The 22278-nt window shown below is 71.3% G+C and carries 20 protein-coding genes; 13 read left to right on the top strand and 7 right to left on the bottom strand.

Going from position 1 to position 22278, the window contains the following annotated elements:
• Window positions 1-81 precede the first annotated feature (81 nt).
• Genes Q7A36_RS18020 through phnC form a run of 5 tightly spaced genes read right to left on the bottom strand, consistent with a single transcriptional unit; the run spans window position 82 to window position 4102 of the window.
• Complete coding sequence (locus Q7A36_RS18020; protein WP_305105116.1) at window positions 82-540, bottom strand: GNAT family N-acetyltransferase; 459 nt, start codon at window positions 538-540, stop codon at window positions 82-84.
• Window positions 541-595: 55 nt separating this feature from the next.
• Window positions 596-1474 carry a phosphonate ABC transporter, permease protein PhnE gene (gene phnE, locus Q7A36_RS18015; protein WP_305105115.1) on the bottom strand — a complete coding sequence of 293 codons (879 nt, stop codon included), beginning with the start codon at window positions 1472-1474 and terminating at the stop codon, window positions 596-598.
• On the bottom strand, window positions 1471-2373 hold the full coding sequence (gene phnE / locus Q7A36_RS18010; RefSeq protein WP_305105114.1) for a phosphonate ABC transporter, permease protein PhnE: 903 nt from the start codon (window positions 2371-2373) through the stop codon (window positions 1471-1473). The genes phnE (Q7A36_RS18015) and phnE (Q7A36_RS18010) overlap by 4 nt, the downstream gene beginning before the upstream one ends.
• A gap of 9 nt (window positions 2374-2382) precedes the next feature.
• Complete coding sequence (phnD, locus tag Q7A36_RS18005; RefSeq protein ID WP_305105113.1) at window positions 2383-3291, bottom strand: phosphonate ABC transporter substrate-binding protein; 909 nt, start codon at window positions 3289-3291, stop codon at window positions 2383-2385.
• 22 nt (window positions 3292-3313) lie between these two features.
• Window positions 3314-4102 carry a phosphonate ABC transporter ATP-binding protein gene (gene phnC, locus Q7A36_RS18000; RefSeq protein WP_305105112.1) on the bottom strand — a complete coding sequence of 263 codons (789 nt, stop codon included), beginning with the start codon at window positions 4100-4102 and terminating at the stop codon, window positions 3314-3316.
• Between the two features lie 138 nt (window positions 4103-4240).
• On the opposite strand from phnC, the gene Q7A36_RS17995 reads away from it, so the two are divergent.
• The 10 genes from Q7A36_RS17995 to Q7A36_RS17950 all read left to right on the top strand — a co-directional run bounded on the left by Q7A36_RS17995 (window position 4241) and on the right by Q7A36_RS17950 (window position 16635).
• Window positions 4241-5212 carry a Bug family tripartite tricarboxylate transporter substrate binding protein gene (locus tag Q7A36_RS17995; protein WP_305105111.1) on the top strand — a complete coding sequence of 324 codons (972 nt, stop codon included), beginning with the start codon at window positions 4241-4243 and terminating at the stop codon, window positions 5210-5212.
• A 59-nt stretch (window positions 5213-5271) separates the two neighbouring features.
• The gene (locus tag Q7A36_RS17990; protein WP_305105110.1) at window positions 5272-6903 is read left to right on the top strand and encodes a GMC family oxidoreductase; all 1632 of its coding nucleotides are present in this window, start codon (window positions 5272-5274) and stop codon (window positions 6901-6903) included.
• Window positions 6904-7030: 127 nt separating this feature from the next.
• Window positions 7031-7633, top strand: coding sequence for a thioesterase domain-containing protein (locus Q7A36_RS17985; protein ID WP_305105109.1), 603 nt, complete (start codon window positions 7031-7033; stop codon window positions 7631-7633).
• Window positions 7634-7699: 66 nt separating this feature from the next.
• Window positions 7700-9340, top strand: a complete 1641-nt coding sequence (locus Q7A36_RS17980; protein WP_305105108.1) for a long-chain fatty acid--CoA ligase — start codon at window positions 7700-7702, stop codon at window positions 9338-9340.
• 95 nt (window positions 9341-9435) lie between these two features.
• Complete coding sequence (locus Q7A36_RS17975) at window positions 9436-11034, top strand: ABC transporter substrate-binding protein (protein WP_305105107.1); 1599 nt, start codon at window positions 9436-9438, stop codon at window positions 11032-11034.
• Window positions 11035-11104: 70 nt separating this feature from the next.
• Window positions 11105-12415, top strand: a complete 1311-nt coding sequence (locus Q7A36_RS17970) for an NtaA/DmoA family FMN-dependent monooxygenase (RefSeq protein ID WP_305105106.1) — start codon at window positions 11105-11107, stop codon at window positions 12413-12415.
• Between the two features lie 59 nt (window positions 12416-12474).
• Window positions 12475-14079: an ABC transporter substrate-binding protein gene (locus Q7A36_RS17965; protein ID WP_305105105.1), complete on the top strand. Its 1605-nt coding sequence runs from the start codon at window positions 12475-12477 to the stop codon at window positions 14077-14079.
• A 235-nt stretch (window positions 14080-14314) separates the two neighbouring features.
• Window positions 14315-14788 (top strand): GcrA family cell cycle regulator, encoded by a 474-nt coding sequence (locus Q7A36_RS17960; protein ID WP_305105104.1) that lies wholly within the window; start codon window positions 14315-14317, stop codon window positions 14786-14788.
• Between the two features lie 235 nt (window positions 14789-15023).
• Window positions 15024-15893 (top strand): DMT family transporter, encoded by an 870-nt coding sequence (locus Q7A36_RS17955; protein ID WP_305105103.1) that lies wholly within the window; start codon window positions 15024-15026, stop codon window positions 15891-15893.
• A gap of 70 nt (window positions 15894-15963) precedes the next feature.
• Window positions 15964-16635 carry a class I SAM-dependent methyltransferase gene (locus tag Q7A36_RS17950; RefSeq protein WP_305105150.1) on the top strand — a complete coding sequence of 224 codons (672 nt, stop codon included), beginning with the start codon at window positions 15964-15966 and terminating at the stop codon, window positions 16633-16635.
• A gap of 116 nt (window positions 16636-16751) precedes the next feature.
• On the opposite strand, the gene Q7A36_RS17945 is transcribed toward Q7A36_RS17950, so the two are convergent.
• Window positions 16752-17552, bottom strand: coding sequence for a transglycosylase SLT domain-containing protein (locus Q7A36_RS17945; protein WP_305105102.1), 801 nt, complete (start codon window positions 17550-17552; stop codon window positions 16752-16754).
• Window positions 17549-18889, bottom strand: coding sequence for an Nramp family divalent metal transporter (locus Q7A36_RS17940; RefSeq protein WP_305105101.1), 1341 nt, complete (start codon window positions 18887-18889; stop codon window positions 17549-17551). The genes Q7A36_RS17945 and Q7A36_RS17940 overlap by 4 nt, the downstream gene beginning before the upstream one ends.
• 174 nt (window positions 18890-19063) lie before the next feature.
• Between Q7A36_RS17940 and Q7A36_RS17935 the strand changes: the two genes are divergently transcribed.
• The 3 genes from Q7A36_RS17935 to ctaD all read left to right on the top strand — a co-directional run bounded on the left by Q7A36_RS17935 (window position 19064) and on the right by ctaD (window position 22146).
• Entirely contained in the window at window positions 19064-19390 is a 327-nt protein-coding gene (locus Q7A36_RS17935) for an ArsR/SmtB family transcription factor (RefSeq protein ID WP_305105100.1), read from the top strand.
• Window positions 19391-19590: 200 nt separating this feature from the next.
• Window positions 19591-20493, top strand: a complete 903-nt coding sequence (gene coxB, locus Q7A36_RS17930; RefSeq protein ID WP_305105099.1) for a cytochrome c oxidase subunit II — start codon at window positions 19591-19593, stop codon at window positions 20491-20493.
• 48 nt (window positions 20494-20541) lie between these two features.
• Window positions 20542-22146 (top strand): cytochrome c oxidase subunit I, encoded by a 1605-nt coding sequence (gene ctaD, locus Q7A36_RS17925; RefSeq protein ID WP_305105098.1) that lies wholly within the window; start codon window positions 20542-20544, stop codon window positions 22144-22146.
• Window positions 22147-22278 lie beyond the last annotated feature (132 nt).

Raw genomic sequence — 22278 nt, 5'->3', positions numbered from 1 at the left:
GCAAGGGCCCCATGGCCGGGGCTCGGAGTGCGCTCGACGGGGTCGAGCGCGCGTGGCGCGCCCGTGGCGACGGCTACCGAGTCAAAGATCGAGGTGCAGGAACTGGTTGAACTCGCTGCGGACGTAGTCCCCGAAGGCTTCGCCGTCGCGGAAGCCGCGCCTGCGGTACAGCGCGAGCGCCGGCTCGAAGGCCGGGCCGCTGCCCGTCTCGAGGCTCAGCCGCCCGAGGCCGCGGGCGCGCGCCGTGGCGATGATATGCTCGAGGATCGCCGCCGCCACGCCCTTGCGCAGATGGTCCGGATGGGTCCGCATGGACTTCACCTCGGCCGTCCCGTCGCCGAGTTCCTTCAGCGCGCCGACGCCGGCGATCGCCTCCTCATCCCAGGCGGTGAACACCGTCACCTCCGGCACCTGCAGGCCGGAGAGGTCGAGCGCGAAGACATGCCCGGGCGGGGAGTTCGCATGCATCCCGGCGAGATGCAGGGCCAGCAGCGCCCGCACCGCCTCCCCCGTCAGGTCGTCCTCGCGGATCCGCAGCATCGGCCACCCCATCCCGGTTGCAGGCGCCCAGCCTGCCCCGTCCGGGCCGCGGGCGCTATGCCCCCATCAGCCGCCGCCGCAACTGCCCCGACACGGCGTCGATCACCGCCACCATGGCCAGGATCAGCAGCACGATGAAGGCGACGGTCGGCCATTCCAGCGTGCGGATCATCTCCGCCAGGATCAGCCCGATGCCGCCCGCCCCCACGATGCCGATGATGGTGGAGGACCGCGCATTGCTCTCGATCATGTAGAGCACCTGGCCGGCCATGACGGGCAGCACCTGCGGCAGCACGCCGAAGCGCAGCCGCGCGCGCCCCTCGCCGCCGGCGGCGACCACGCCCTCCTGCGGCCGGCGGTCGGCGGCCTCGATCGCCTCCGAGAACATCTTGCCGAAGATGCCGATATCGCCCGTCATCACCGCCAGCACGCCGGCGAAGGGGCCGAGGCCGACGACGCTGACCCAGATCAGCGCCCAGATCAGCGCATCGATGCCGCGCAGGCTGTCGAGCAGGCGCCGCGACAGGAAGCGGACCACGCCATTGACCGTGGCGTTGCGCGCGGCGAGGAGGCCGAGCGGCAGGCCGAGCAGCGCGGCCATCAGCGTGCCGAGGAAGGCGATGGCCAGCGTCTCGGCCAGGGCGTGCAGGATGAGGCGCGTCTGCGCCCAGGAGCCCGGATCGGGCGGCAGCATCAGCGTGACGAAGTGCAGCAGCTCGCCGAGGCCGGAGAGCAGCCGGCCCGGCACGATCTGCAGCCGCCAGATGCCGAGCGCCAGCAGCGCCGTGCCGAGGAGGAGGAGGCCGAGCACCAGCGCGCGGCCGGGCGTGAGCCGGCGGAAAGCGGCGGGATGCGCGACGCGCAGCGCCGGCAGGCGGGCCAGCGCATCGGCGCGCAGCGTGCTGTCGCTGACGCGCAGCGTGCTGCCGCTCATGCGCGTCCCTCCTCCAGCAGGCGGCGGCGGAGCGCGCCGGTCAGGGCATCGATGACGAAGACGGTGAGGATGACGAGGACGAGCAGCGCCGCGACGTCGTTGTAGTAGAACTTGCGGATCGCCTCGACCAGGTCCTGGCCGATGCCGCCGGCCCCGACGAAACCCAGCACCGCGGCGCCGCGGACATTGATCTCGAAGCGCAGCAGCGCGTAGCCGAGGAAGCCGGGGAGCACCTGCGGCACGACAGCGAAGCGCGCCATGGCGGTCCAGGCGGCGCCGGCGGCGATCGTACCCTCCACAGGCTTCATGTCGATGTTCTCCACCACCTCGGAGATCTGCTTGCCGAGCGCGCCGAAGCTGTGGATGGCGAGCGCGAGCACGCCGGGCAGCGGGCCGAGGCCGAAGGCGATGACGAAGACCAGCGCGAAGACGATGTCGGGCACCGTGCGGCAGAACTCCGCCAGCCGCCTCACCCCGATCCGCACCCAGCCGTTCGGGACGATGTTCGCGGCCGAGAGCAGGCCGGCGGCGAGGCCGCCCGTCGCGCCGAGCAGGGTGCCGACATAGGCCATCAGCAGCGTGTCGCCGAGCAGGGCGAGCCAGTGCGGCAGGCCCCAGAACCACTCCGCCGGGTCCATCCAGACCCGCTGGCCGGCGTGGGCACCGGATTCGAGCGTCGTCAGCCGGTCGAAATAGCCGAGGAAATTGCCGCCCTTGGCCCAGAGCAGGACAGGGTCCACCTGCGCCACCCAGCCGCTGAGCAGCAGCAGGGCGAGGGTGGCGGCGCCGAGGAGGAGGGTGCGGCGGCGCCCGGCCGCGCGCACCCGGTCATAGGAGGCGGCGAGCGGCGCCAGCCTGTCGCCGCGCAGGACGATGAGGCCGCCGCCGCCGCTGCGCATCGGCCGCGATCAGCCGCGCTGGCGACGCAGGTTGTCGACGAAGCGGTTCAGCTCGATGATCGGCTGGTAGGCGGCATTGTCCACCGGCTCCCAGGGCTTCTGCTTGCCCTCGTAGATCGCGTCGAACGCCGCCCTGTCCTTCTCCGGCATCTCCAGCACGGCGGTGCGGATGGCGGCGCGCAGCTCGGCCGGCAGGCTGGTGAGGTAGGCGAGGGGCGAGTTCACGATCTGCTCGGACTTGAAGATGATGCGGAAATCCTCCGCCTTTACCATTCCCTTGCGCGCCATGCGCAACAGGTTGCTCTCCTGCTCGTCGTTCCACCAGTTGGCGGCGACGTCGACCGTCCCCTGGCCGAGCGCGATCACCGCATTCTCGTGGCTGCCGGTATAGACCACCTTGCCGAAGAACTGATCGGGGTTGATGCCCATCTTGTTCATGGCGAAGCGCGGCACGTTGTTGCCCGAGGTGCTGTTCGGGTCGACCAGGCCGAGGTTCCTGCCCTTCAGGTCCTCGATCGTCTGGTAGGGGCTGTCCTTCCTCACGTAGAAGACGGAGTGGTAGCCCTTGGTGCCGTCGAGGTTGACCTCGATGGCGAAGGCCTCGATCTGCGCGCCGGTCATCAGCGCCCGGGCGAAGGAGGAGGGGCCGTAGCTGGCGAGGTGGATGTTGCCGGCGCGCTGGCCCTCGATGACCGCGGCGTAGTCGTTGGCGACGCGCAGCGTCACCTTGGTGCCGAGCGTCCGCGTCAGGCTCTCGACGAAGGGCGTGTAGCGGTTGATGACGCCCGAGGCGTTCTCCGACGGGATGATGGCGAAGACCAGCTCGGGATACTGGCCCTTCCAGGCCTGGGCGCGGAGGGCGGCGGGCGCGGCGGCCATGGCGGCGGTCGCGCCGATCAGGGTGCGGCGGCTGAACATGCGTGTCGTCTCCGTGGGTGGTTCAGGCGTGGACCGGCACGCGGGGCGCGTCCCTGCCCACCGCCTCGGCCGCCTCCAGCCCGTAGAGCTGGCGGGCGGCCTCGTCCGTCAGCGCCTCGGGCGGGCCGTCGAAGACCAGCCGCCCCTGCGCGAGCCCGACCAGCCGCTCGCAATAGGCGCGGGCGAGGTCGAGCGAATGGATGTTGACCAGGATGGTGATGCCGTAGCGCCGGTTGATGTCGGCCAGCGCGTCCATGACCAGCCTGGCATTGCGCGGGTCGAGCGAGGCGACCGGCTCATCCGCCAGGATGATGGAGGGTTCCTGCACCAGGGCGCGGGCAATGGCGACGCGCTGCTGCTGGCCGCCCGAGAGGCTGTCGGCACGCTGCGCCGCAAGCCGGCCGATATCGAATTGCTCGAGCGCCGAGAGGGCGATGGCGCGGTCCGCCTCCGGCCAGAGCCCGGCGAGGGACCGCCAGGGCGCCACATGGTTCAGCCGCCCGACCAGCACGTTGGTCAGCACGTCGAGGCGCGGGACCAGGTTGAACTGCTGGAAGATCATGGCGCAGTCGGTGCGCCAGCGGCGCAGCGCCGCGCCCTGCAGCGCGCCGACGTCGCGGCCGTGGAAGAGGATGCGGCCGGCGCTCGGGTCGGTCAGCCGGTTGATCATGCGGAGCATGGTGGACTTGCCCGCGCCGGAACGGCCGATGACGCCGACCATCTGGCCGGCCGGCACGGACAGCGTCACGGCGTCCACCGCCGTCACGGCGCCGAAGCGCCGCGTCAGGCCCTGCAGCTCGAGCATCGGCATCCCTCGTCCCTGGGCGGCCTATACGGGTGCCCTGTGACATGCGGATGACATGACGATGACATGCGTATTTCCGTCCCGTCTTGCTCGCGACGGCTTGCGCGGCCAGCTTGCGCCGCGAACGATACCGGGAGACCGTCCATGATCATCCGCCGCCGCGCCCTGCTGGCCGCGCCCGCGCTGTTGCCCGCCGCCGCCCGCGCCCAGGCGCCGGAGGCCTTCCCGGCCCGCGCCATCACCGTGATGTCCGGCTATGCGCCGGGCGGCGTCACCGACATCACCAGCCGCGCGGTCGCCGAGCGGATGGGCCGCGAGCTCGGCGTGCCCATGGTGGTGGAGAATCGCGCCGGCGCCGCGACCTCGGTCGCCGGCACCGCCGTCGCGGGGTCGCGGCCGGACGGGTACACGCTGCTGATGGGCACCTCGACGCTCGCCATCAACCCTGGCCTGCAGCCCAGCCTGACGCCGAAGGAGCCGCTGCGGGAACTGGCGCCGATCGGCATGGTCTTCCGCACCGCCTTCGTCCTGCATGTCCATCCCGCGCTGCCCGTGCGCAGCACCGCGGAGCTGGTCGCCTGGTGCCGGGCCAATCCGGGCAGGCTCAATTTCGGCAGCAGCGGCACGGGCGCGGTGAACCACCTGGCGCAGGCGCTGTTTGCCCAGCGCGCCGGGATCGAGGTGACGCATGTGCCCTATCGCGGCGGCGCGCCGGCGCTGCTCGACCTGCGGGCCGGGCGCATCCAGGCCATGTTCCAGGCGGTGCTGGAGGCTTTGCCGAGCCTGCGCGACGGCGGCACGCGCGGCCTCGCCATCTCCTCGGCCGACCGCAGCGGCCTGTTGCCGGACCTGCCGCCGGTCGCCGATGCCCTGCCGGGCTTCGACGTGGTGTTCTGGCAGGGGCTCTTCGCGCCGGCGGGCACCCCGGCGCCGGTGCTGGCGCGGCTGGAGGCGGCGCTGGCCGCCGCGACCCAAGATGGCGATGTCCGGGCACGCATGGCCGAGAGCGGCGTCACCATCACGACAGGCGATGCCGCGGCCCTGCGCCGGACGCTCGAGGCCGAGACGGCGATGTGGGGGGCGCTGATCCGCGACGCCGGGATCAGGCCGGACTAGGCGCGGCGCCGCGCCCCCTGCCATCATGCCCCCAACAAGCAGGTCGGGGGGAAGCGGCAATGCCCGAGGGATCGGTCCGGCGCGAGCAGGTCGCGGCGGTGCACACGACGGATATCCTGGTGCTCGGCGCCGGCTCGGCCGGCTGCGTCATCGCCGCGCGGCTGTCGGAGGATGCCGCGACCCAGGTGGCGCTGATCGAGGCCGGGCCGGCGGCCTGGCGCGATCCCTGGATCCGCATCCCGGCCGGCTTCGCCCGGCTCTATTCCAGCGGCAAGTACGACTGGCGCTTCCACACGGAACCCGAGCCCGGCCTCGAGGGCCGCAGCATCCACTGGCCGCGCGGCAAGGTGGTGGGCGGCTCCGGCGCGGTGAACGGCCTCGTGTTCCTGCGCGGCAGCCCGCGCGACTACGACCGCTGGGCGCAGTCCGGGGCGCGCGGCTGGTCCTATGACGATTGCCTGCCCTTCTTCCGCGGGATGGAGACCTGGGCGGGCGAGCCCTCCGCCGAGCGCGGGACGGCGGGGCCGATCCATACCTCCGAGGCGCGGCACACCTCCCCCGGCGCGCAGGCCTTCATCGCCGCCGCCCTGGCGATGGGCCACCAGCGGGTGAAGGACTTCAACGGCGCCTGGCACGAGGGCGTCGGGCCCATGCCGCTGAACATCAGGCGCGGCGTGCGGAGCCATTCGGCCGACATGTTCCTCAAGCCCGCGCTGGCGCGGCCGAACCTGCGGGTGATGCCGGAGCGGCCGATCCAGCGGCTCCTGTTCGAGGGCATGCGCTGCATCGGCGCACTGGTCAGGGGCCCGGCGGGGCTGGAGCGCTGGGAGGCGCGGCGCGAGGTGGTGCTGAGTGCGGGCGCGATCGGCACGCCGCAGATCCTGATGCTCTCCGGTATCGGCGACGGCGCGCACCTGCAGGAGATGGGGATCGAGACGCTCCTGCACGCGCCGGGGGTCGGGCGGAACCTGCAGGACCATTTCCTGCAGCGCATGCGCTTCCGGGTGAAGCCCTGCCGCACGGTCAACGAGTACTGGCACAGCCCGGTCGGCAAGCTGCGCATGGCCGCGCGCTACGCCTTCGACCGGCGCGGGCCGATGAGCATCGGCGCGGCGGAGGCCAACCTCTTCGCCCGCGTGCTGCCCGGCGCGGAGGAGCCGGACATGCAGTACCTCTTCGTGAACTTCACCGTCACCAGCTACGACCAGGGGCCGGACCGGCATCCCGGCTTCATGTTCAGCGCCTGCCAGTGCCGGCCGGACAGCCGCGGCACCATCACGCTGCGCAGCCCCGACCCGGCGGACAAGCCGGTGATCCGGGCGAACTACCTGGAGGCGGCGCATGACCGGCACCTGATGGTGGAGGGCGTGAAGTACGGCCGGAAGCTTGCGTCGCAGGGGCCGCTGGCCGCGCTGATCGAGGAGGAACTGACGCCCGGGCCGGAGGTGCGCACGGATGAGGAGATACTCGCGATGATCCGCCGCGACGGCGGCACCGTCTACCACCCCTGCGGCACGGCGCGGATGGGGGAGGACGCGCTGGCGCCCGTGGACAGCCGCCTGCGGCTGAAGGGCGTGGAGGGGTTGCGGGTGGCGGATGCCAGCGTCATGCCGCTGGTGCCCTCCTCCAACATCCAGCCGGCGGCGCTGATGATCGGGGAGCGCGCGGCGGCCTTCATCCGGGCGGGGTGAGGGCGCGGACGGCGGTACGCCGACCACGTCTTCGTCCTCGCAGCCGGGACCCCCTCCATGATCCGCGCCGCGCGCGGCCGGCCCGGGACGGCGCGCGCGGGTCCCGGCACCGCGCTACAAGCCCGCCATGCACCCCCGCCCCGACGTGTCCGGTCAGCCTGCCCCGGCCCGCCCGCTCCTCGTCCTGATCGGCGGCGCCGCCGACCGCCTGCTGCGCAAGGTCGGCCGGGTCCATGACCGCCTCGCCGGCCTGCCGGATGCCGGGATGCGCCTGGTCCATTACCGCCACCACGACCAGGAAGGCGCCATCCTCGCCCTGATCGCGGCGCAGCCGCCCGGCACGCCGATCCGCCTGGTCGGCCATAGCTGGGGCGGCCATGCCGCGGCGCGGATCGCCGCCCGCCTCGGCGAGCAGGGGCGACCCGTGGACCTGCTCATCACCGTCGATCCCGTCGCGCGGGCCGTGGATGCGAGGTTCCTCGCCCGGGTCCGGGCCGGCGCCCGGCTCTGGATCAATGCCCGCGCCCTGGGTGGGGCGCGATTCCATCCCTCCGACCTCGTCGCCGCGATCGGGGGATCCTATGGCCCCGCGCCGGGCCGGCACGCCCATCTGCACCTCGACCTGCCGCACCCGCATGCGGCCTTCGATGCCATGATGGCGTGCCGCATCCCGGGCGGGCCCAGCCTGCTGGAGATCGCCCTCGGCGCGGATGTCCCGCCCGCGGCCTGACGCCGCCCTTGCCGCCACGGCCCCCGGAGCCTCATATCGCAGGCAAACCTAGGGAGGCTTCCGGGAATGCTGGGCCTGATGCAGGACCGTCCGCTGCTCATCTCCTCCATCCTGGAGCATGCGGCGAGGAACCATGGCGGCGCGAAGATCGTCTCCGCCCGACCCAATGGCAGCCTGGTCCGGCACACCTGGCCGCAGGTCGCCGCCCGCGCCGCGCAACTGGCGCATGCGCTGACGGCGCGCGGGGTGAAGCAGGGAGAGCGGATCGCGACGCTCGCCTGGAACGAGCACCGGCACCTCGAGGTCTATTACGGCGTCTCCTCCATGGGCGCGGTGCTGCACACCGTGAACCCGCGGCTCTTCCCCGACCAGATAGCCTTCATCCTGAAGGACGCGGCGGACACCCACCTCTTCGTCGACCCGACCCTGATGAAGGGCGCCGAGGCGCTGGCCGACCACCTGCCCGGCAGCCTCAGGACCATCGTGGTCATGGGCACGGAGGCGGAGATCCCCGACCCCTGCCCGCTGCGCGGCCGCTTCGAGGTGGTGGCGCAGGAGAGCCTGATCGCCGGCCAGCCCGGGCATTTCGACTGGCCCGAGCTCGACGAGCGTTCGGCCTCCTCGCTCTGCTACACCTCCGGCACCACGGGCGATCCGAAGGGCGTACTCTACAGCCACCGCTCCACCGTCATCCACGGCATCTCGGTGCTGCAGAAGGACGTCTTCAACATCGGCGCCGAGGACGTGGTCATGCCCGTCGTGCCGATGTTCCACGTGAATGGCTGGGGCATTCCCTATGCCGCTGCGATGGCGGGCGCCTCCCTCGTCATGCCCGGGCCGAAGCTCGACCCGGCCAGCCTGCACCGGCTCTTCGAGGAGGAGGGCGTCACCTTCTCGGCCGGCGTGCCCACCATCTGGACCGCGCTGCTGCAATGGCTGCGGGCCGACCCGTCCCGGCGCTTCCGCCACCCGCCGCGGCTGGTCGTCGGCGGCACGGCGCTGCCGACGCCGATCAATGCCGGGTTCCTGAAGGAGTACGGCATCAACATCCGCCATGCCTGGGGCATGACGGAGCTGAGCCCGCTAGGCACCGCCAATGCACGCCTGCCGCAGAACGCGGACTGGGACGCGGACCGCTTCCTCGACTATGCGCGCAAGCAGGGCCGCGCGCTCTTCGGGATCGAGCTCAGGGTGCGCGACGGGGAGGGGAAGGAGATTCCCCATGACGGCGTCGCCTTCGGCGAGCTCGAGGTGCGCGGCCCCTGGGTGGCGAAGCAGTACTTCAACCGGCCGGGCGATCCGGCCTTCACCGGGGATGGCTGGTTCCGCACCGGCGACGTGGTGACGGTGGACGAGCTCGGCTGCATCGAGATCGTCGACCGCGCCAAGGACGTCATCAAGTCGGGCGGCGAGTGGATCAGCTCCATCACGCTGGAGAACCTGATCCTGGGCCATCCGGCGGTGGCGCAGGCCGCCGTCATCGGCATCCACCACAGCAAATGGGACGAGCGGCCGCTGCTGCTGATCGTCCCGAAGCCGGGGACCAGCCCGACGCCGCAGGACATCCTCGGCTATTACGAGGGCAAGGTGGCGAAGTGGTGGATCCCGGACCAGGTGGAGTTCGTGGACAGCCTGCCGCTGACCGCGACGGGCAAGCTTTGGAAGGCGGACCTCAAGCGGACCTACCGGGACCGCAGCGCGGGGTAGGGGGCGGAAGCCCCGCCATGCCGGCGCCGGCGCGGCGGCCGGGCGGTTGCACGCGGCTTGCAAGGCCCTGCCCCTCACCGGGACCGGAGCCTTGCATGCGACTGCGCCACCTTGCCCTCGCCGCCACCATCGCGGCCCTGCCGACCCTTGCCGCCGCGCAGCAGAAGACGCTCCGCATCGCCATGACGGCGAGCGACGTGCCGACCACCTCCGGCATGCCCAACAACGGCTCCGAGGGCATGCGCTTCCTCGGCTTCCCGGTCTTCGAGCCGCTGGTGGACTGGGACCTGACCCGCGCCGACAAGCCGGCCGATATCCGCCCGGGCCTGGCCGAAAGCTGGGCGCAGGATGCGGCCGAGCCGAAGAAATGGCGCTTCACCCTGCGCCAGGGCGTCGCCTTCCATGACGGCACGCCCTTCGGCGCCGATGCGGTCATCTGGAACCTCGACCGCTTCTATAAGAACGACAGCCCGCAATTCGACGCCGCCGGCGCGGCGCTGGCGCGCGGCCGCGTCTCCATCCTCTCGGGCTACCGCAAGATCGACGACCGGACGGTCGAGATCGAGACCGCCCGCCCGGTCTCCTACCTGCCCTACCTGCTGACCTGGATCCTCTTCACCTCGCCGCAAAGCTTCACCGCGGCCGGCAATGACTGGGGCAAGGTGGCGGCGGCCGGGGCGGCGGGCACCGGGCCCTTCCGGATCAGCCGCTTCGTCCCGCGGCAGTCCGCCGAGCTTGCCCGCAACGACGCCTATTGGAACCCGGACCGCCGGCCGAAGCTCGACCGCATCCTCCTGCTGCCCATTCCGGAGGCGAACAGCCGCCTCGCCGCGCTGCGCAGCGGCCAGGTGGACTGGATCGAGGTGCCGCCGCCCGACGCCATCCCCAGCCTGAAGCAGGGCGGCTTCCAGGTCGTCACCAACTCCTATCCGCATGTCTGGCCCTGGGTCTTCGCCGCGGGCAAGGCGGGCAGCCCGGTGCAGGACGTGCGGGTGCGGCAGGCGCTGAACTACTGCATCGACCGCGACGGCATGCTGGCGCTGCTGAACGGCACGGCCGAGCCCTCGGTCGGCTTCTACAAGGCGGGCGATCCGCTCTTCGGCTCGCCCGAGAACCGCTACCGGCTGGACGCCGCCAAGGGCAAGGCGCTGCTGGCGGCAGCCGGCTATGGGGCGCAGAAGCCGCTCAGGATCAAGGTCGGCATCTCCACCAGCGGCTCCGGCCAGATGCTGCCGCTGCCGATGAACGAGTTCCTGCAGCAGTCACTGCGCGAGAACTGCGGCGTCGAGGTCGGCTTCGAGGTGGTGGAGTGGAACACGCTGCTGGCCGGCCTCAGGGCGGAGCCGACGGCGCCGCAATGGCTGGGGGCGGATGCGCTGAACATCAGCCTGGTCTCGTCGGACCCCTCGCAGATGGCGCGCTGGTTCCTCTCCTCCAACGCGACGCCCGTCGGCTCCAATGCCGGCCACTGGAAGGATGCCGGGTTCGATGCGGCCTTCGCCGCGGTCGAGACCGAGCGCGACCCGGCGAAGATCGCCGAGGCGCTGAAGCGCGCGCATGAGCGGCTCGTGGACGGGGCGCCCTGGCTCTACATCGTCCACGACCTCAACCCACGGGCGATGACCCGGCGGGTGAAGGGCTTCGTCAGTGCCCAGTCCTGGTACCAGGACCTGACCCGGGTGGACCTGCAATAACCATAGGCAGCATGCCGTGTGCCTGGGCGAGGGGAGGGCCCCCTCGCCCGCCGGCACCGGAGGAGGCGCGATGACGAGCCGCAGGATGCACCTGGTCGCCTATCTCAAGGCCGGCCCGAGCTTCAGCTATCCCAGCACCTGGCGGCACCCCGCCGCGACGCTCGACGACCTCTTCGAGCCCTCCCGCTGGGAGGACTGCGCCCGCATCCTGGAAGCCGGGCTCTTCGATGCCTGCTTCTTCGCCGACGGGCTCGGCATCCCCGACCTCTACAAGGGCAGCTATGCGGATTATGTCGGCCGCGGCGGGCAACTCACCCTGGTCGATCCCATGGTCCTGCTGCCGCAGATGGCGCGCGTCACCGAGCGCCTCGGCCTCGGCGTCACCCTCTCGACCAGCTTCACCCCGGCCTATGCCGCGGCGCGCTGGCTCGCCTCGCTCGATATCCTCAGCAAGGGCCGGGCGGCCTGGAACGTGGTCACCACCGGCCGCGACTTCGAGGCGCGGAATCTCGGCCAGCCGGGCCTGCCGCCCAAGGAAGCCCGCTATGACATGGCGGACGAGGTGCTGGAGGCCTGCGATGCCCTCTGGCAGGGCTGGGAGGCGGACGCGCTGGTCCTGGACCGTGCCTCCGGCCGCTTCGCCGACCCCGCGAAGATCCACCGGGCGAATTACGAGGGCCGCTATGTCAGCACGGAGGGCCCGCTCTCCGTCCCGCGCAGCCCGCAGGGGCGGCCGGTGCTGATGCAGGCCGGCTCCTCCCCGCGCGGCCGCGAATTCGCCGCGCGCTGGGCGGAGATGATCTTCTGCACCCCGGCCACCAAGGCCGATGCAATCGCCTACCGCACGGATATCCGCAGCCGGATGGCGGCGATCGGCCGCGACCCGGACGAATGCGCCGTGCTGCCCTCGGTCACCGTGGTGCTGGGGGAGACGGAGAGCATCGCGCGCGAGAAGGCCGCCTTCATCGAATCCCTGGTGGACCCGGAACTGGTCCTCGCCGCCTCCTCCTGGTCGGTGGTCGCCGATCTCAGCCGGATCGAGGACCCGGCGGCGCTGGACGGGGCGGGGGGCAGCAACCAGGGCGTCCAGGGCCACCGCGACCGCATGCTGCAGGTGGCGCGGCAGAAGGGGATCAGCTTCGCCGAGGCCGTGCGGCGCCCGCGCGACCTGCTGGCGGGGACGCCGGCGCAGGTGGCCGATGTGCTGGAGGACTGGTTCACCGCCGGCGCCTGCGACGGCTTCATCCTGCCGCCCACCGTCTTTCCCGTGACCTTCGAGGAGGTGACGCGCCTGCTGGTGCCGGAACTGCAGCGGCGCGGCCTGTACCGCACCGCCTATGCCGGCCGAACGCTGCGGGAGAACCTGCGCAATCCCGGCTGAGGGCCCTGGCGCGGTCCTTGCTACCCACCGGCTCACCTCAGACCGGGAGGACCCCGCCGATGACCCTGTTCCACCGCGCCGCAGGCCTCGGCCTGGCGGCGCTTCTCGCTGCGGCGCCGCCGGCGCTGGCGCAGCAGAAGGTGCTGCGCATTGCCATGACGGCGGCCGACGTGCCGACCACCACCGGCGCCCCGAACAACGGCTTCGAGGGCGTGCGCTTCCTCGGCTATCCCGTCTTCGAGGGGCTGGTGCTCTGGGACCTCTCCCGCGCCGACCGGCCGGCGACGCTGCGGCCCGGCCTTGCCGAGAGCTGGTCGCAGGACCCGGCCGACCCGAAGACCTGGATCTTCAAGCTGCGGCCCGGGGTGAAATTCCACGACGGCAGTGCCCTCGACGCCGATGCGGTGATCTGGAACCTCGACCGCTACTGGAAGAACGACAGCCCGCAATTCGAGCCGGCCGGCAGCGGCATCGCCCGCGCCCGCATCCCGATCCTGGCCGGCTACAGGAAGATCGACGACATGACGGTGGCGCTGAGCACCACCCGCGTCGCCAGCTACTTCCCCTACATGGCCGTCTATATCCTGATGACCAGCCCGCAGAGCTTCGAGGCAGCCGGCCGCGACTGGGCGAAGGTGGCCATGGCGCCGGCCGGCACCGGCCCGTTCAAGCTGGCGAAGTTCACCCCGCGCGTCTCGGCCGAGCTGGCGAAGAACGAGGGCTACTGGGACAAGGCGCGGGTGCCGAAGCTCGACCGCGTGCTGCTGCTGCCGATCCCGGAGGCGAACAGCCGCCTCGCCGCGCTGCGCAGCGGCCAGGTGGACTGGATCGAGGTGCCGCCGCCGGATGCGATCCCGAGTTTGAAGCAGGCCGGCTTCAACGTGGTGACGAACAGCTACCCGCATGTCTGGCCGTGGTTCTACCAGCTCGGCGGCAGCGCCACGCCCTTCAAGGATGTCCGCGTCCGGCAGGGGCTGAACTACTGCGTCGACCGCGCCGGCCTCGTCTCGCTGCTCAACGACACGGCGGAGCCCTCGGTCGGCTGGCTGAAGCCCTCCGACCCCAATTTCGGCAAGCCGGAGAACCGCTATGGCTTCGACCCGGCGAAAGGGAAGGCGCTGCTGGCTGCCGCCGGCTTCACGCCGCAGAAGCCGCTCAAGTTCAAGGTGATGATCTCGGCCAGCGGCTCCGGGCAGATGCTGCCGCTGCCGATGAACGAGTACATGCAGCAGAACCTGAAGGAGGCCTGCGGCGTCGATGTCTCCTTCGAGGTGACGGAGTGGAACACGCTGCTGACGGCGGTGCGGCAGGCGCCGGATGCGCCGATCCTGAACGGCTCGGTCTCGGTGAACCCATCCTCGCCCTCCTCCGACCCTGCGGTCGCGGCGCGCTACTTCCTGCAGGCCTTCGTGCCGCCCAATGGCTTCAACTGGGGCCAGTGGAGCGACCCGGCCTTCGAGGAAGCCTTCGCCGCGCTGGAGAATGCGCGCAACGAGGCCGACTACAACACCGCCTATGCGAAGGCGCATGAGCGTCTGGTCGACAACCCGCCCTGGCTGTACATCGTGCACGACCTCAATCCGCGCGCCATGTCGCGGCGGGTGCGCGGCTTCGTCTCGGCACAGTCCTGGTTCCAGGACCTGGTGACGGTCGATCTGCAGTAAGCGGCCCGTCGCGGGACAATCGTTACAATGACCTAATCTGGCAACATCGCGCCTCTCGCTTCGCGTTTCTGATGCGAAGCGAGAGGCGAAGCTTTTTCTTCCTCATGTTTTCCCCCGGTTTTTCCACAGTTTTTCGTGTTCTGACCCTCTGCCAGAACTTGTGGCAGGGGGTCGCGTTGGCCTACCGTATCTTGTGGGCGACAACATCTAGTGGGTCGGGCTCGGGGAGAACCACATGGACTGGACGACTGAGGCAATCGAGCAGCTCCGTGGCCTCTGGGCGGAGGGCCATTCGACGGCCGAGATCGGCCGGCGCATGGGTGTCTCGAAGAATGCCGTGGTCGGCAAGGCCCACCGGCTGAACCTGCCGGCCCGGCCGAGCCCGATCCGCCGCGAGGCGGAAGGCCAGGCCACCCCGCGGCCCGTCGCCGCGCCGCGCCGCACGGTCGCCGCGCCGCCGCTGCGCGAGCCCGCGCCGCTCCGCCGCCCCGAGGCGCCGGCCGCCGCCGCGCCCGTGACGCCGCCCGCCGCCGTGGTGCGGCCCTTCCCGCGCGTCTCCGCCCGCACCTGCTGCTGGCCGATCGGCGAGCCGGGCACGCCGGAGTTCCGCTTCTGCGCGGCGGAGGCGATGCCGAGCAAGCCCTACTGCACCGAGCACGCCGCGGTCGCCTATGTGCGCGTGCGCGACCGGCGCGAGGACGCGGCGTAAGCCGCTCCGCCGCATCACGCCGTGTTGCGTCGTCATGGCCGGCCTCGCGCCGGCCATCGTCGTTTCCGGGGCCGGCCATGCGGGCGCGGGCGCGGGCGCGGTCATCGGCCGATCCGGATGGCCGGATCCTTGATGGCGTCGCGCGCCGGGAGCATCGCAGCACGTCTCCGCTCGCGCTTCCGCTGCGGCTGGGCCGCGGCGATGCTGGCTGCATGATCCGCCCGTCCGCGCAGGCATGAACGGCCGCCTCGCCGGCGTCGCGCTGCAACTCGCAGCGCTCGCCGTCTTCGTCTGCATGGACACGATGCTGAAGCTGCTGACGGCGCAGTTCGCCGTGCCGCAACTGATGTGGGCGCGCTTCCTCTTCAGCCTGCTCGCCGCCGCGCTGTTCTTCCGGCTCTGGCTGGGGCGGCTGCCCTGGCGGTCGCGGGCGCCGGGGCTGCAGGCGCTCCGCAGCCTGCTGCTGGCGGGGAGCAACCTGCTCTTCTCCAATGCCCTGGTGCATCTGCCGCTGACGGACTGCACGGCGATCGGCTTCGCCTCGCCGCTCTTCACCGTCGCCCTCGCCGCGGTCTGGCTGCGGGAGAGGGTGGGGCCGCGCCGCTGGCTCGGCGTCGGCATCGGCCTGCTCGGCGTGCTGATCGCGCTGCGGCCGCCCTTCCTGACAGGCGGCGCGCCGGTGCACTGGGCCGCCGTGCTGCCGCTCGGCACCGCCGCGATGTTCGCGGTCTACCAGATCCTGACGCGCCGGCTGGCGACCATCGACGACCCGCGCACCACCATCCTGCATACCGGCCTCGCCGCCTCCCTCGCCACCAGCCTGGCGCAGCCCTTCGTCTGGACGCCGCCGGCGTTGCCGGAATGGGGGATGCTGGCGGCGCTCGGCCTGCTGGGCGGGCTTGGCCACGGGCTGCTGGTGCTGGCCTATGCGCGGGCGCCGGCCAGCCTGCTGGCGCCGATGTCCTATACCCAGCTCATCTGGGCCTCGGTCGCCGGCGTGCTGGTCTTCGCGGACTGGCCGGATGGCTGGACGCTGCTCGGTGCGGGGGTGATCGCGCTCGGCGGGGTGCTGGTGGCGCTGCCGGACCGGCAGGCCCGGGGATGAACAAGGGTTGCCAGGGGCCCCCCGCTGGTCTAGCCCCACCGGCGCAGGCATTCATAAAAGGGTCACACGCATTCGCGAGGCGAGGCTGCTCCAGGACGCCCGCATAGGCCATCCCCGTGCCGCGCTCGACGCGGGTGCGGTGCGCGAGGCCTATCGCCGCTGGGCGGGCGTCTATGACGAGGTGTTCGGGTCCGTCTCCGGTCCCGGGCGCCGGCGTGCGGTCGCGGCGGTCAATGGACTGCCCGGCACCCGCGTGCTCGAGGTGGGGGTGGGCACCGGCCTGGCCCTGCCGCTCTATGACCCGCGCAAGCGGGTGGTCGGCATCGACCTGTCGCGCGACATGCTGCTGCGGGCGAAGGAACGGGTGCAGGCGAAGCGGTTGCGCAACGTCCTCGGCCTGCTGGAGATGGATGCCGAATCCATGGCCTTCGCCGATGGCAGCTTCGACGTGGCGGTGGCGATGTTCACCGCCACCGTGGTGCCGGATGCGCGCCGGCTCTACCGCGAGATGCGGCGGGTGGTGCGCCCGGGCGGGCAATTGCTGTTCGTGAACCATTTCGCGGCCGAGGGCGGGCTGCGCTGGTGGGCCGAGCGGACGCTGGCGCCGCTGTCCCGCGTGCTGGGCTGGCATCCCGACTTCGCCCTGGGCGACCTGCTGGAGGACCCGGCGGCGGCGGCCGAGATCCTCCCCTGTCCCCCCTTCGGCCTGTTCACCCTGGTCCGGGTCCCGCAACCCGCCTGACCCATACCGGCCAGCAAGAATGCTGCCCGGTATGGCTTGTGGTTCGGCGCGCAGCCGCCACACCAACCCTGCGCGCGATACTGACCGGCAGACGTCGAGACGTCTGCCGGTCAGTATCAGGGCGGGGTCCGGGGCCAAGCCTTGGCCCCAGCGGGGGAGTGCGAGGTGGGCAGAGCCCCCCTCTGGCAGGTGATGCGCGGCCTCGCTGCCCTGGTGGAGACGCGCAGCGCCGGCACCATGCCCGGCGCGCAGAGCCCCCTGGCCGCCGCGACCGGAATGGTCCCGCCGCCCGCTGCCCAGGCCGCGCCGAGTCGCGCCAGCACCACGCGGCGGTGATAGCCCGCGCCGCGCTCGGCATCGGCCGAGTGGTAGTTGGCGATCGCCTCCGCCCAATTGCCGAGCCGCGCATGCAGGTCGCGCAGGAAGGCGATGGCGTAGCGGACATTGGCGGCGGGCTCGAGACCCGCCTGCGCGTCGGGAAAGGCGCCGGGGTGGTGCAGCAGGTTCACCTGCATGCAGCCGATATCGATGGAGCGCCGTCCCGCGTCCTGCAGCGCCGCGACCTCGGCCGCCGCGGCGGCGCGGCTCTCCGGCCGGCGGGCCTCGCCCTCGACGTTCAGGGACCAGGGCCAGGGCTCGAAGCGGCCGGTGCGCGGGTCGCTGCGGCCGCTCTCGACGAGGGCGATGGCCAGCAGCAGCCCGGGCGGCAGGCCGGAGCGCGGCTCGGCCGCCGCGATGGCGCGGCGGCAGGCGGTCCAGGGGTCCTCCTCCGCCCGCGCCGGCGCGGCGAGGGCCGGCAGCAGGAGCAGGCCGGCCAGGGACAGGATGAGGGCCAGGGCAGGCCGGCCCGGCAGCCGGGAGGGGGCGGCGTCGCGGTGCACGGGCGGCGTGAAGCCCGCCCGGGCGGCCGGCGTCAACCGGCCAGCACGTCGGAGAGCAGCTTCAGGTTCATCGCCACGATCACGACGGTGGCGGCCCAGCCGAGGACGACCTGCCAGCGCGGCGCGGCCAGCGCCCCGAGCCGCGTCCGGTCAGAGGCGAAGAGCATCAGCGGCACCACCGCGAAGGGGAGCTGCAGGCAGAGCACGACCTGCGAGAGGATGAGGAGCTGGGCGGTGCCCGAGGTGCCGTGCAGCCAGGTCACCACCACGGCCGGCACGATCGCCACCAGCCTTGTGATCAGCCGCCGGATCGCGGGCGGCAGGCGGAGGCCGAGGAAGCCCTCCATCACCACCTGGCCGGCGAGCGTCGCGGTCACCGTCGCGTTCAGCCCGCAGGCAAGCAGCGCGATGGCGAAGAGCGTCGCCGCGACCGCGCTGCCGACCATCGGCGTCAGCAGCTCGTAGGCCTCCTGGATCTCCGCGACCTCGGTCCGGCCGCCGGCATGGAAGACCGCGGCGGCGGTGATCAGGATGGCGGAGTTGACGAGGAGCGCGAGGGAGAGGGCCGCGGTGCTGTCGATGGCGGCGAAGCGGATCGCCTCCCGCTTCGCGGGCAGGCCCTCGCCATAGGCGCGGGACTGCACCACGGCGGTGTGGAGGTAGAGGTTGTGCGGCATCACCGTCGCGCCGAGGATGCCGATGGCGATGTAGAGCTGCTCCTGGTCGGTCAGGATCGAGGCGCTCGGCACATAGCCGCCGAGCACCGCCGCCCAGTCCGGCTGCGCCATGAGGAGTTGCGCAGCGAAGCAGCCGAAGACGAGGAAGATCAGGCCGGCGACCAGCGCCTCCAGCCAGCGGACGCCGCGGTGCTGCAGCCAGAGGATGAGGAGTGCGTCGAGCGCGGTCAGCATCACGCCGAGCAGCAGCGGGATGCCGAAGAGGAGCTGCAGCGCGATGGCGGTGCCGATGAGCTCGGCGAGGTCGGTGGCGCAAATGGCGATCTCGGCCAGCAGCCAGAGCGCGAGGTTGACCGGGCGGGGGAAGCGGTCCCGGCAGAGCTGGGCGAGGTCGCGGCCCGTGGCGATGCCGATCCGGGCGCAGAGCGCCTGCAGCAGCATGGCCATCAGCGAGGAGAGCAGCGCGACGGCGAGCAGCGTGTAGCCGAAGGCCGAGCCGCCGGCGAGCGCGGTGGCCCAGTTGCCCGGGTCCATGTAGCCGACCGCGACGAGGTAGCCGGGGCCGACGAAGGCGAGCAGCCGGCGCAGCCAGCCCGCGGCGTCCGGGATGCGGACGCTGCGGTGCATCTCCGGCAGGCTGACCTCCGCCGCCGGGGCGGGAGGCGCGGCGGCCTCGGCCGGCGTGCGGGTCAGCATGGGCCGGGCCCGTCCGGCATGGCTGAACAGGTCTTCAACTGTTCAAACGCCCCTTGTTTTTCAGTGGGTTATACTATGTAGCGCAGGTGCCCCCGCGGCCGCGGCCTGTCAAGGGCCGCTTGTGGTGAGGGGCGCGAGGCGCGAGTGTTCCGACGCCGGGATAGGAAGACAGCGATGCGCGGTCGGGTTCGGATCGGAGAGGACCAGGTCGTCGAATTGGCGGAGATGTTCCGCCTGATGAGCGACCCGACGCGGCTGCGGATCATCCTGGCCTGCCTGGATGCGCCGGCGGCGGTGGGCGAGATGGCGGATCGGCTCGGCATCTCGGCCTCGCTGGTCTCGCACCACCTGCGCCTGCTGCGCGCGGCGCGGCTGCTGCAGGCGGACCGGCGGGGACGGCAGGTCTTCTACGCGGTGCAGGACGAGCATGTCCGATCCATGTTGTCGGACATGGTCGACCATGTCGCCGAGGTCGATGCGGAGGCCGAAGGCGGCACCTGAAAAACCGCGCCGGGCTTGCGTCATCGCAAGGCCGGCTCACTTGTGCGGTGCCAGGAACCGGCACTATGGTCCGGCCGCGTCTGCCCCGCCCTGCGGGAGCAGCCGTGCCGGCCGCCCGGCGGCCCGGCGGGGATGGAATATGGGCGGCGCGCGTCGCCTGCCCGGGCGGGAATGGGATGCGACGTGTGATCGGGCGATGGTTGGCTAAGGCATCGGGGCTGGCGACGGCCGGTCTCGTCTGGGCGTCCTGCCTGCTGGGGCAGGCGCTGGCGCAGGGCAACACGCCCACGGGCGGCATTGTCGGCGAGACCCATGGCAACCTTGGCGCGCCGGCCCCCTGGGGCATCGGCCTGCAGCCGGCGGCCGGCCCGGTGAAGGAAGCGATCCACGACTTCAACACGCTGGTGCTGTGGATCATCATCGCCATCACCGCCTTTGTGCTGGTGCTGCTGGCCTATGTGGTGTGGAAGTTCCGCGAGTCGGCGAACCCGACCCCGTCCCGCACCAGCCACAACACCATCATCGAGATCGCCTGGACGGTGATCCCGGTGCTGATCCTGGTGGTGATCGCCATCCCCTCCTTCCGGCTGATCTATTACGAGGACCGGGCGCGTGACGCCGACCTCACCATCAACGTCCAGGGCCGGCAGTGGTACTGGCACTACGCCTATCCCGACCAGGACTTCGCCTTCGACAGCCGCCCGATCCCGGAGGAGGACCTGAAGCCCGGCCAGCCCCGCAACCTCGCGGTGGATGAGCCGCTGGTCATTCCGGTGGGCAAGAATGTCCGCGTGCTGACCACCGGGCAGGACGTGATCCACAGCTTCTTCGTCCCCGCGCTCGGCGTGCAGAAATACTCGATCCCGGGCCGGACGCTGGAGACCTGGTTCCGCGCCGATAGGGCCGGGACCTTCTACGGCCAGTGCAACCAGATCTGCGGGACCAACCACTGGTTCATGCCGATCCAGGTGCAGGCGGTGCCGGAGGCCGAGTTCACGGCCTGGATCGAGCAGGCCAAGAAGAAGTACGCGCAGGCGGATGGCGCCCCGCCAGTGGCGGCCGCGCCGGCCGGCCCGCAGCAGCTTGCCGCCCTGCCCCGCTGACCGCGGGGCAGGTGCGAGCGGACAATGACCTCCAGGCAGGACGGATCCATGGCGACCGCGACTGACCACGCCCATCACGGGCATGACGCACATCACGACCATACGCCGGGCTTCGTGGCGCGCTGGCTGTTCAGCACGAACCACAAGGACATCGGCACCCTCTACCTGATCTTCTCGGTCTTCGCCGCGATCATCGGCGTCGCCCTGTCCGTGCTGATGCGCATGGAGCTGCAGAATCCCGGCCTGCAGTTCTTCGCCGACGGCCAGATGTGGAACGCGGTGGTCAGCGCCCATGGCCTGATCATGGTCTTCTTCGTCGTCATGCCGGCGCTGATCGGCGGGTTCGGCAACTGGTTCGTGCCGATCATGATCGGCGCGCCGGACATGGCCTTCCCGCGCATGAACAACATCAGCTTCTGGCTGCTGGTGCCGGCCTTCCTGCTGCTGGGCAGCAGCCTCTTCATCGGCTCGGGCCCCGGCGCGGGCTGGACGATCTACACGCCGCTGTCGAGCAGCGAGTACCATCCCGGCCCGGCGATGGACTTGGCGCTGTTCTCGCTGCACCTGGCGGGCGCGAGCTCCATCATGGGCGCGGCGAACTTCATCACGACCATCTTCAACATGCGCGCGCCGGGCATGACCCTGCACAAGATGCCGCTGTTCGTCTGGTCGATGCTGGTCACCGCCTTCCTGCTGCTGCTGGCCGTCCCGGTGCTGGCCGGCGCGATCACCATGCTGATCACCGACCGCAACTTCGGCACGGCCTTCTTCAACCCGGCGGGCGGCGGCGACCCGGTGCTGTTCCAGCACCTCTTCTGGTTCTTCGGCCACCCCGAAGTCTACATCATGATCCTGCCGGGCTTCGGGATCATCAGCCACATCGTCTCGACCTTCAGCCGCAAGCCGGTCTTCGGCTATCTCGGCATGGCCTATGCGATGGTGGCGATCGGCGTCGTGGGCTTCATCGTCTGGGCCCACCACATGTTCACCTCGGGCATCGACGTCGACACCCGCGCCTACTTCATGGCGGCGACGATGGTGATCGCGGTGCCGACGGGCGTGAAGATCTTCTCCTGGATCGCCACCATGTGGGGCGGCTCCATCCAGCTCCGCGTGCCCATGCTCTGGGCGATCGGCTTCATCTTCCTCTTCACCCTCGGCGGCGTCACCGGCGTGAAGCTGGCCAATGCCGGCGTCGACGTGGTGCTGCACAACACCTACTACGTGGTGGCGCACTTCCACTACGTGCTGAGCCTGGGTGCCGTCTTCTCGATCTTCGCCGGCTTCTACTACTGGATCGGCAAGATGAGCGGGCGTCAGTACCCGGAGTTCTGGGGGAAGGTGCATTTCTGGATGCTGTTCATCGGCGCCAACTTCATCTTCTTCCCGCAGCACTTCCTGGGCGCGCAGGGCATGCCCCGCCGCTACCCGGACTACCCCGACGCCTTCTGGGGCTGGAACATGGTCTCCTCGCTCGGCTCCTATATCGCCGCGGCGTCCATGCTGGTCTTCTTCTACGTCGTCTACCGCACCTTCACCTCGAAGGAGCAGGTCGCCGATAACTACTGGGGCGAGGGTGCGACCACGCTGGAGTGGCAGGTCAGCTCGCCGCCGCCCTTCCACACCTTCGAAGAGCTGCCGCACGTCCGCTGACCTGCGGAGGCCCGGAACGGCCGGGCACTTGCTGACGCTGCAGTGACCGCCGGAGCCTTCGGGCTCCGGCCCGCGTTCCCACACCGACCGGACCGCGCCATGCCGCCGGGCATGGCGTTTCCCCATGCAGGG

This window comes from Paracraurococcus lichenis (assembly GCF_030657435.1).
GTDB lineage: Bacteria > Pseudomonadota > Alphaproteobacteria > Acetobacterales > Acetobacteraceae > Paracraurococcus > Paracraurococcus lichenis.
Note: the sequence above shows the minus strand (reverse complement) of the source record. Positions and strands in the feature narration are given on the sequence as shown.